General features: G+C 63.1%; 10 protein-coding genes. 5 read left to right on the forward strand and 5 right to left on the reverse strand.

The window, feature by feature from the left end; all coding sequences use genetic code 11:
* The 3 genes from VNZ93_RS24970 to VNZ93_RS19525 form a co-directional block, all read right to left on the reverse strand.
* Window positions 1–411: adenylate/guanylate cyclase domain-containing protein (locus VNZ93_RS24970; protein WP_414710129.1), on the reverse strand; the 411-nt coding region annotated here is incomplete at its 3' end.
* 338 nt (window positions 412–749) lie between these two features.
* Window positions 750–1,631, reverse strand: a complete 882-nt coding sequence (locus VNZ93_RS19520; protein ID WP_325709035.1) for a hypothetical protein — start codon at window positions 1,629–1,631, stop codon at window positions 750–752.
* 129 nt (window positions 1,632–1,760) lie between these two features.
* A complete protein-coding gene (locus VNZ93_RS19525) occupies window positions 1,761–2,126 on the reverse strand; it encodes a hypothetical protein (RefSeq protein WP_325709038.1) in 366 nt (121 codons plus the stop codon).
* A 435-nt stretch (window positions 2,127–2,561) separates the two neighbouring features.
* On the opposite strand from VNZ93_RS19525, the gene VNZ93_RS19530 reads away from it, so the two are divergent.
* The 4 genes from VNZ93_RS19530 to VNZ93_RS19545 all read left to right on the forward strand — a co-directional run bounded on the left by VNZ93_RS19530 (window position 2,562) and on the right by VNZ93_RS19545 (window position 7,665).
* Window positions 2,562–2,993, forward strand: coding sequence for a L,D-transpeptidase (locus VNZ93_RS19530; protein WP_325709041.1), 432 nt, complete (start codon window positions 2,562–2,564; stop codon window positions 2,991–2,993).
* Between the two features lie 167 nt (window positions 2,994–3,160).
* Complete coding sequence (locus VNZ93_RS19535; RefSeq protein WP_325709044.1) at window positions 3,161–4,213, forward strand: alpha/beta hydrolase; 1,053 nt, start codon at window positions 3,161–3,163, stop codon at window positions 4,211–4,213.
* A 187-nt stretch (window positions 4,214–4,400) separates the two neighbouring features.
* Window positions 4,401–5,975, forward strand: coding sequence for a 3,4-dehydroadipyl-CoA semialdehyde dehydrogenase (locus tag VNZ93_RS19540; RefSeq protein ID WP_325709047.1), 1,575 nt, complete (start codon window positions 4,401–4,403; stop codon window positions 5,973–5,975).
* A 103-nt stretch (window positions 5,976–6,078) separates the two neighbouring features.
* Window positions 6,079–7,665, forward strand: coding sequence for a benzoate-CoA ligase family protein (locus VNZ93_RS19545; RefSeq protein WP_414710130.1), 1,587 nt, complete (start codon window positions 6,079–6,081; stop codon window positions 7,663–7,665).
* On the opposite strand, the gene VNZ93_RS19550 is transcribed toward VNZ93_RS19545, so the two are convergent.
* Both VNZ93_RS19550 and VNZ93_RS19555 read right to left on the reverse strand, forming a co-directional pair.
* Window positions 7,662–8,435 (reverse strand): ABC transporter ATP-binding protein, encoded by a 774-nt coding sequence (locus VNZ93_RS19550; RefSeq protein ID WP_325709053.1) that lies wholly within the window; start codon window positions 8,433–8,435, stop codon window positions 7,662–7,664. The genes VNZ93_RS19545 and VNZ93_RS19550 overlap by 4 nt on opposite strands.
* Window positions 8,432–9,445: an iron ABC transporter permease gene (locus tag VNZ93_RS19555; RefSeq protein ID WP_325709055.1), complete on the reverse strand. Its 1,014-nt coding sequence runs from the start codon at window positions 9,443–9,445 to the stop codon at window positions 8,432–8,434. Before VNZ93_RS19555 ends, VNZ93_RS19550 begins: the two co-directional genes overlap by 4 nt.
* A 50-nt stretch (window positions 9,446–9,495) precedes the next feature.
* Between VNZ93_RS19555 and VNZ93_RS19560 the strand changes: the two genes are divergently transcribed.
* The coding region (locus VNZ93_RS19560; protein ID WP_325709058.1) for an ABC transporter substrate-binding protein at window positions 9,496–10,275 on the forward strand (780 nt) is incomplete at its 3' end.

Below are 10,275 nucleotides of genomic sequence, written 5' to 3' on the forward strand. Positions count from 1 at the left end.
CATGTAGCGCGCGACCCAGCCGCCGTATCGCTTGATCGCTGCGCCACAGGCCTCCCGATAGGCAGCGATGAGTATCTGAAGGTCTTCAGGCTCCAGCCTTTCGGACAGTTGCGTCGACTCGACCATGTCGCAGAACAAAACTGTCATGTGCCGATGTTCGGCTTCGCGCTGAGACGGGTGGTTCGCTTCGCCTCTGAAATCTCGCGCCGTGACCGGCAATCGGCCCTCCGCGTCAAGGGCCTTCCGCAAGATCTTGCGGTGTCCCAAGGACAGGCCGAGTTGTTCGAGGTCGCCTTCCGTCAGTTCCGACAGAAGCGTGCAGTCGATGTGATGATCGGTGAAGACTTTCGCATACTGACCAAGACCGTGCTGTCTCAGCCATTCACCAACGTCGTTGATTGCATTCGGCAATTGCGAGGCCCCGCTCTACCGGCAGACAGCGACAAGCATTTTGTCACCGCAAAAGCGCTTGGACAGTCGCCCGTTGCGATGCCGCCACGTTGGAACACTATCACACGTAATATCGATTTTGCTGATGTAAATTCGTTCGTGTGAATACGATGCCTGTGTCCGCGACCAACCAGGTCTCAGCTAACGATTGCCTCTGCAACGATTCCAGAGCTGGACATTGATCGCCGATCGCTCAATGCAATAAATCACCCTCGATGCGGCGCTCGCGCTCCGCATCGTGGCGATTGCAGATCGTTAGTGCGGCGCGATTGCTTGCACCGCACGTCCATGTTCGCGAACTAGGCTGCAGCGCCTTCGTGCGCGAAGCTTTGTTTCAGGTGCAGGTGCTGTCCGGCCGCGCTTTCAAGCATCGCGACCAACTCCGACTCCGGCCGCAGCAATTCGCGATTGTAGCCTTCGGCCATGATCACTGCCGATTCGTATGTCTCCTGGACGACCTTGATCCGGTCATCCGCGGGGAGCGATGCGACGAACTCGATCGTTTCCTGCACATGCGCCGCCTCGCTGCCGAGGCCGCTATGGCTTCTGAGAAAGCGCGTGGCATCGACGCCTTCCGGACATATCGCCTTGATCATGGCGATGTCCGCTTCCTGCTTGAGCGCTGCGATGCGCTCCAGGCAGTATGAATAGCCGACGCATCCGATCGGATAGTCTTCGGCGCAAAGCTCGTCGAAGCGCTTGCACATCGGCTTGATGCCTTCGGGCATGAGGTTGCCCACAAGTGTCTCGGCGGGCAGGCCCAGTGCGCGCAAGTCCTTCAAGGCGAGCCGGTCGTGACCGGTCTCCTCGCGCGCGCGCTCCTCAAGATACGCCGTCACCTCGGGCCTGCCGAGCGCCTCGAAGCGGCGCGCAGCGCGCAACAGGTTTCGCGCGGTGTCGACGGAAGTGTGATAGGCGCCGATCAGCGCCAGCGCGTAGCCCGCGATTGTCGGCGCCGGCGTTGCAAGATTGTCCTTGATGCGGGAGAAACCCAGGCTGATCGCCCCATCGAGCAGTCCGACCGCGCTGCCGAGCGAGCTCGGGCCTGTCATCGGCGCGGCGAATGGCCCCGAAGGCTCTTTCGACTGGTCATGCGTGTAGAACCAAACCTCTCCCGACTCGCGCGCGACGATCGATACGTCGCCGTTGATGTCGACCCACTCCGTGATCGGCCGTGGCATTCCCAACCTCCTGCAATTCGGAGAGCTCGCGCGGGAACGTGTTTCTTGAGAGAGGTTTGTGACTTCGACGCGAACCGGCTCCTGTTGAGCTAAAGACGTTGTCGCAAAGTGCGGTGTGCGTGCTTCGCGCTAAATTCCGTTCGGCACGCAAGCCATCAGAAGTCGTGCCGTCTCGAGAAGAGATTGAGGCTCGCGCATGTCGACATGTTTGCGGTCAGGCAAAACGAAGACGACTTCGTCGTCATGATTCTTCGTAAATTTATCCGCCCGGTAGTCCGCCTCGCTGATGATCACGGGCTTCTGGAGGAAGATACCTCGCTCTGCGAGAAGCCTGCGAGCGTTTTCCGGTTTGAGAAGCTCCTCCTCGAAGGGTTCTTTGACCCACGCGTCGACAATCATTTGTGCGAGCGCATCGCTCTGATAGGAAAAGTCGGCAACCGGAGCTCTTTCGTCCTGGTTTCTGGCGTCCTTCTTCCGTTCGCCCTTCTCATCCACGACCCATCTATAAATTGTCATAACCAGCCCTCCGCTGATGAAGCAGGTCCGACGTCGAAGCCGGTGGCGGTTCAATACAAGCCATCGGCTCGTAGAAGCCCACATGTTAGTTGTGGAATTTTCCAGTGGCAAGCAAACAGCGAAGCCGTGCACATGCACCTATGAACTCGGCGGTCACTAAAGCGCGATGAAGAGCGCATCACAAAACGCGTGGCATCAATAGATACCACCATCTGTAACGTCGGCGCATCGATCCGATCGTGGGTCAGCGTCGACCTGAAAGTCTTTATGAAAACTGTCGTCGCTTTGACATGTCCGGCAACCGCTTGGCCCCAAGTCGCGCCGCAGCTTCCGCCAACAAGAGCGCTCGACTATGCTTGGCCATTACCGGATTGAGTCCGGACGCTGATTTTCAACATCGAGGGACGATATTTCATGCGATTCTGGATGGTTCTTGTTGTCGGTCTGGGCGCATTCTGCGACGCGACGTTCAGTCAGGCTTTGGCGTCGGTGCAGGTGCGTGTCAGTCTTGGCCGGCAAACGATGAACGTGAGTGTCAACGGAGCGTCTTACGCGACCTGGCCGATTTCGACAGGCAGGCAAGGTTACGGCACGCCGTCGGGCACCTTCCGTCCGCAATCGATGCAGAAGATGCATTATTCCCGGCGCTACAACATGACGCCGATGCCGCATTCGATCTTCTTCCATTACGGCTTTGCGATCCACGGCACGTCCGATGTCGGCCGGCTTGGCCGGCCTGCGTCCCATGGCTGCATCAGGCTCAGCCCGCAGAACGCGAGAACGCTGTACGCATTGGTCGGCCGTCACGGCATGAAGAACACCAGCATCACGATCAGCCACTACTGAGGCCTTCGGCTGCACCTGTGGTGTGTGGGAACCGCAAGTTCCCTTGCCGCGCCGCAGGTAGAAATCCCGATCTGGCCACTCTCTCGCCCTCATCGCCCATCATGGGTGAGCGCCGGGGGCCGCACGGACAGAAGCGGCGTCCGTCCCGTGCTGGTGCAACCCTGCTGATGGCATTCTCGACACGTCCGACCGGACAGATCGCGCGATTTTTCGTGCTGCTGCTCGCCTTTGGCGGGCTAGCGGCCGTGAGCGGCTGCGCGAGTGCGCCCGGCGGGGCGTCCGCTTTTGCGGCAGTCGGGACGCAACCCGCCGGCCAGACAGGGATCATGGCCGATCCGATCGTGACGGCGGTCACCACGCGTAATCCCGTCAAGGGCGCGCAGGCCAGACCCTGGTTCGGCACGCAGCGCGCCAATCAGCCAAGCAATGTGCGCATCCACCTCTCGTCGCCCGCCGAAGGAGCCTTTTCCACGGTCGGGCTTGGCGACTGGGGCATCAAGGCCGTCGAGATTGTGCCTGTCGGCGAGAGCTTCTCGGTGCGGGACCGTCGTCGCGACGTGCTGGTTTATATCCACGGGTTCAACCAGTCGTTCGAAACCGCGGTGCTCGATGCGGCGCGGCTGTCGGATGGGCTCCGGTTTCATGGCGAGACGATGCTGTTCTCTTGGCCATCGAAGAACAGCCTGATGAACTATATCTACGATCGTGAAAGCGCGCTCTGGTCTCGCGATGCCCTGGAGGGGATGTTCGACGAGCTGATCGGAGATCCCACAGTCGGCACCGTTCATGTCGTGGCGCACTCCATGGGAACGATGGTCGCCGTCGAGTCCCTGCGGCAGCTCTACGACCGGCGTGGTGCGGCGGCGACCAGCCGATTCGGGGCGATCGTTCTCGCGTCTCCCGACATCGACATGGACAGCTTCACATCCTCGGTGTCTCGTATCGGTACGCTGTCGCGCAAGATCACGGTGCTGACGGTCGCGAACGATCGCGCCCTTGGCGCGATGCGCGACATGGCCGGCGGCGTCACCCGCGTCGGGATCGCGGAGAAGCCGCGGCTGGAAGCCCTTGGCGTTCGCGTGATCGATGCCTCGGACTACGCCGGCGGCGGTCTGAACCACGACCTGTTCATGTCCAACGCGCAGGTGCGCGAAACCATTCGACGCTTCATCGCGGACGCAGGCTCCCCGGCTTACTCGAGCAGCAGCGCGATCCAATAGGCGGCCGCGTTGCTTGCCTTAAGTTACTGAAAACAATAGATGTCCCGTTCCCTATTGCGGTGGTCCGGGGAGCGCCATGTGGCGCTCCTGCACCCGGGCTGCGCCCATTTTTGTGACAGTGGAATCCCGTAGCCGGGTCTGGCACGAGCGGTCACGGGATGCATGATTTGGCAAGGAGACCGGGACCATGAGCAACGCGCCACAGGCACTCGAGAGCTATTTGTCCGGCGCGTGGCGTCGCGGCGACGGCACGGAAACCGAGCTGGTCGATCCAGTGCTGGGCAATGTGCTTGCGACCGCAAGTGCGCGCGGCCTCGATCTCAAGGCTGCGCTCGATTACGCGCGCAAGGCAGGCGGTCCGGCATTGCGGGCGCTCAGCTTCGTGGAGCGCGCGAAACTGATCGGCGCTGTCGCTGATGTGCTTGTCGCCAACCGCGCGAAATATGAGGCGATGGCCATCGCCAATTCCGGAAACACGAAGATCGATGCTGCGATCGATATCGACGGCGGTATCGGGACATTGAAATATTATGCCCGGCTCGGTGGCTCGCTCGGCGGTGCGACCTTCCTGCTCGACGAGAAGCCGGTGCGGCTTGCCAAGGCGGAGAATTTCCAGGCGATCCATCTGCTCGCGCCGCGGCATGGCGTTGCCGTGCATATCAATGCCTTCAATTTCCCGAGCTGGGGCTTGTGGGAGAAGGCCGCGGTCTCGCTGCTCGCGGGCGTGCCGGTGTTTGCCAAGCCTGCATCATCGACCGCGTTGCTCACGCACGAGATGGTGCGCGACGTCATTGCTGCCAAGGTGTTACCGGACGGCGCACTCAATCTCCTTTGCGGCAGCGCCGGCGATCTGCTCGATCAGGTCACGGGCGATGACGTGATCGCCTTCACCGGTTCGTCCGAGACGGCCGGCCGCATTCTGAAGCATCCGAATGTTCTCGCGCGCGGTGTTCATGTGAACATCGAGGCGGACAGCGTCAATGCCGCGCTGCTTGGTCCGGATGCTAGCCAGGCGGCGTTCGATGCCTTCATCAAGGAAGTTAGCCGCGAGATGACGGTGAAGGCTGGGCAGAAATGCACGGCGATCCGGCGCGTCTTTGCGCCGGCCGCACAGGCCGATGCGGTTGCCGAAGCGCTTCTCGTTCGTCTGAAGAAAACCACGCTCGGTGATCCGCGCAACGAGAGCACCCGCATGGGGCCCGTGGTCACGCGCGCGCAACAGGCGGCCGCCTTCGATGGCATCGGCAAGATCGCGCGCGAGGCGCAGGTTCTCACCGGCGGCGCGACCGCGCCTGCGATCGACGGGATCGACCCGGCGAAATCCGCTTTCGTCGCGCCGACGCTGATGCGCCTTGCCGACGGCAACAGCGCGAATGCAGTGCACGACACCGAGGTGTTCGGCCCGGCGGCGACGATTATCCCGTACAAGAACGAGACGGAAGCGTTTGCGCTGGTCGCGCGCGGCGGCGGCTCGCTGGTTGCTTCGGTCTATGGCGATGATCGTGCATTCTTTGCGCGCGCAGTCGCGGAGCTTGGCCCGTCGCATGGACGGCTCCTGATGGTCGAGCCCTCGATTGCCGATGCTCATACCGGCCACGGCATCGTGATGCCACAATGTCATCACGGCGGACCGGGCCGTGCCGGCAACGGCGAAGAACTCGGCGGACTGCACGGGCTGCGGCTGTATCACCAGCGGCTTGCAGTGCAGGGCTCGACGGATTTGCTGACGGACCTGCAGGCAAAGGCGTTCGCGCTGCACTGAAGGCAGCTGATTCCGGAGCAAACCGGAACGGCGTATCGGTCGAAACGGCCCAAGAAGAAACGGAGAACCGGACGAAAGGGAGCGTCCAGTGTCCGAACCATTCCTGGAGCGTCGGCCGTACAATGCCGCCGCGGATTTTGTTGATGCCAATGTCGAGCGGGGTCTGGCCAACAAGCCCGCCTTCATCGATCCGCAGCGTACGCTGACTTATGGCGAATTGCAGAAGCGGACGTGCCGCCTCGCGTCCGGCTTGCTGGCGCTCGGCTTGCGGCCGGAGGATCGCGTCGCGCTTCTGATGCCAGACAATGTGGACTATCCGGTCGCGTTCTGGGGCGCCATCCGCGCCGGCATCGTCGTTGTGCCGCTCAACACCTGGCTGAAGCCGGATCAGCATGCCTTCATGCTGAAGGACAGCCGTGTCGCGGCTGTGATCGCGGACGCGTCGTTTGCCTCCTCATTGCGAGATGCGATCCCGGCCGCACCGCAGCTGCGCCACGTGATTCTCTCAGGCAGCGGAGCCGAAGCGCAGCCGACGCTGGCCGGCCATACGCCGGTGCCGTTCGAGTCCGTATGCCGCATGGGTGGCGACGACGTCTTCATAGCGCCGACGCTGTCCGACGAAGTTGCTTTCTGGCTCTACACATCGGGATCGACCGGTGAGCCGAAGGGCGTGAAGCACGTTCATTCCTCTTTGCGAGCAACGGCAAGGCTGATGGGGCAGGGCGTCCTCGGCATTCGTCCGGACGATGTCGTGCTCTCGGCCGCGAAGCTGTTTTTCGCCTACGGCCTCGGGAACGCGATGTCGTTTCCGATGTCGGTCGGCGCGACCGCCATCCTGTGGCCCGAGCGCCCGACGCCGGACTCGATGTTCACGCTCATGCGCCGTCATCATCCGACGATTTTCTATGCGGTGCCCTCCCTCTATACCGCGCTGCTCGCGCATGATGCGATGACACGCGGTGCGGGATCGGAGCGGCTGCGCGTATGCGTGTCGGCCGGTGAAGCGCTTCCTGCGCATATCGGCGAACGCTGGCGTGACGTCGCCGGCGTCGACGTCCTCGATGGTATCGGTTCGACGGAGATGCTGCAGACGTTCCTGTCGAACCGGCCCGGCGACGTGCGCTATGGCTCAACTGGCAAGCCCGTGCCGGGCTACGATCTGAGGATCGTGGACGAGAATGGCGTGGACGTGCCGCCGGGCGAAATCGGTGAACTGATCGTGCGTGGTCCGTCTGCGGGGGAGGGCTACTGGAATCAGCGGCGCAAGAGCCGGCAGACCTTCGCGGGCGAATGGACGTTCACCGGCGACAAGTATTATCGCGACGATGACGGGTATTATTTCTACTGCGGTCGTACCGACGACATGTTCAAGGTGTCGGGCATGTGGGTGTCGCCATTCGATGTCGAAGCTGCGCTGGTCTCGCACGAGGCCGTGCTGGAAGCCGCGGTCATACCCAAGGAAGATTCCGACGGGCTGATCAAGCCGAAGGCGTTCGTCGTGCTGAAGAACGGCCACGCCAGCGACGAGACTCTTCTGGACAAGCTGAAAGAGCATGTGAAGTCGCGCGCCGGCACCTGGAAATATCCTCGCTGGATCGAACTTCGCAACGATCTGCCCCGGACCGCGACAGGCAAGGTGCAGCGCTTCAAGCTGCGAGAGGAAGAAGCGCAGCGTGAGGCTGATCTTTAGAGCGGCTTGCGCACCAGCGGCACTTGCGCATCGCCGAGGCAGATCATGTCGGCCTCGACGCCGAAAATGGTCGCGATCTTTTCCGGGCTGAGCGCGATCTCCGGTTTCTCGTCTGCAACAATCCGACCTTTTTCCAGCATCAGTATACGGTCCGCATAGCGTGCCGCGAGCGCGAGATCGTGGATCACGGCAAGCACGGCGCCGCCGGCCTGCGCAGCGTGTCGCAGGACATCCATCACCACAAACTGGTGGCGCGGATCGAGCGACATGATCGGTTCGTCTGCGAGCACGATCTTCGCTTCTGTTGCCAGCACGCGAGCGAGGGCGACGCGCGCGCGTTCGCCGCCGGACAGTGTCGTCACGATGCGATCTGCAAACTGGCGGGTGCCGGTGATGTCGAGCGCATGATCGACTGCGGCGCGATCACGGTCCGATACAGGGGAAAACGGGTCGGCGTGCGGATAACGCCCGAGCGCCACGATTTCGCCCGCCGGCAGCGGCCACGAGAACGAATGGCCCTGCGGCAGATAGGCAAGCCGGCGCGCCCGTTCGTGTGGCTTGAGCGCAGACATCGGCTGGCCTTCGAGTTCGATGGTGCCAAACGCGGGAAGAAGACCGGCAAGCGCCTTCAGGAAGGTGGTCTTGCCGGCGCCGTTCGGTCCTACCAGCGCCACCAGTTCTCCCGCGGATAGTGTGACGCGTGCATCTTCAACGACGGTGCGGCCGCCGAGCCGGACGGAGATGTCCTTTGCTGCGAGAAGGGCGGTCATGACGGCTCGCCCTCGAGATAATGTCGTTCGGTGAAGATCATCGCGAGGAAGAACGGCACACCGATCAGTGCGGTCACGACGCCGACCTTCAGCTCGATCGCGGAAGGCACGATGCGGACCACGATGTCCGCCGCAAGCAGAAGGGCGGCACCTGCAAGGGCCGCCGGAAGCATGATCCGCGTCGGATCGGCATTGACGTAACGCCGGACGAGATGCGGCGCCACCAGCCCGACGAAGCCGATCGCGCCTGCAACCGCGGTCGCGGCGCCGACGCCGAGTGCCGTACCGAGCACGACGGCGAAACGCGTGCGTTGCAGATCGACGCCGAGTGACATCGCGGCATCTTCGCCGAGCGTCAGTGCCCGGAACGCGCGCGCGTTGGCAAGGAGAATGATCCAGCCTGCCACCATGAACGGCGCGGCGATCATCAGGTGGTCGCGCGAGCGATCCTCCAGCGAACCGAGCAGCCAGAATGCGACTTCCAGTGCGATGAAAGGGTTCGGCGCAAGATTGAGGATGAGTGCGGTCATCGCGCCGGCGAAACTCGCCAGGGCCAGCCCGGCGAGCAGGATCACGGTAAGGCTCGTGCGCGGTCCCGCGATCAGAACCAGTGCGCCGACCGAAAGAAGTGCGCCGAGAATGCCCGCGACCGGAATGAACAGCGAGGTCGTCGGAAGAATGCCGAACGCGATCACAAGCGAGGCTGCCGCCGCGGCCGCCTGTGGCGCGCCGAACAAGGCTGGCTCGGCCAGCGGGTTACGGAACAGGCCCTGTAACGCTGCGCCGGAAAAGCCGAGCGTCGCACCGATCAGCGCCGCCAGCAATGTCCGCGGCAGCCGGATTTCCCGCACGATCACGGCGGCGACCCCCTCGCCATCCCATAGCGCTGCAATCGCCGCGCGCGCGGGCAGCCCGGCCGGCCCGGTGACAAGGGAGACGAACATCAATGCGAGCACCACCAGGAAAAGCGCCGCATTGAGCCGCCAGCCGGATTTCGATATCGCTGACATGAGTGATTGGCCTCGAATCCCATGGTCGCATGACGCGCGCCGCAAGACCAATGCCGCTTCTGACGCTGTGCATAGCCATCTGGGCCGGCGCGGCGCAGGGCGCCGATGCGCCGCGGCGCGTGGTGTCTTTCAATCTGTGCGCCGACCAGCTGGTCGTGGCGCTGGCCGACCCGGACCAGATCGCCGGGTTGTCGCCCTATGCGACCGACCCGTCCCTGTCGGTTGTGGCCGGGAAGGCAAAGGCGTTTCGCAAGGCCGATTGGCAGGCCGAATCCACGATGCTGCTGGACCCTGACCTCGTGCTCGTCGGTCCGAACGACCGCTCCGTGACGCGGCGGATGCTCACGTCGCAAGGCTTGCGCGTGGTGGAGACCGGATTCGTCAGCGATCTCGAATCCGCCCGCAGCCAGATCCGCGAGATCGCGGCTTTGCTTGGCCAGGCTGAACGCGGCGAGCAGCTGATTGCGGACTTGGAAACTGCCCGAGCGCGCCTCGCGGCCGCAGCCGGCCCCTCTGATCGTACTGCGCTGGTTGTCGAGCGCGGCGGCTATACGCAAGGGCCGGCGAGTCTTGCTGCGACATTGCTTGCCGAGGCCGGGCTGAAGCCGCCGCAAGGCGCTCCTGCCGGATATGGCGGGTTCATCGCGCTGGAAAAGTTTCTCGTCCTGCAACCGGACATCGTCTTCCTGAAAGATCCCCCGAGCGCGGCGACCGATCAGGGCGCGATGTTCCTCGTGCATCCAGCCTTGCGCGATCTCTATCCGCCATCGCGCCGGGTGGCGCTGCCGACGCGCTATACGATGTGCGGTGGCCCCGCGCTGATTGCGGCG

Source organism: Pseudorhodoplanes sp., assembly GCF_035565795.1.
Taxonomy (GTDB): Bacteria; Pseudomonadota; Alphaproteobacteria; order Rhizobiales; family Xanthobacteraceae; genus Pseudorhodoplanes.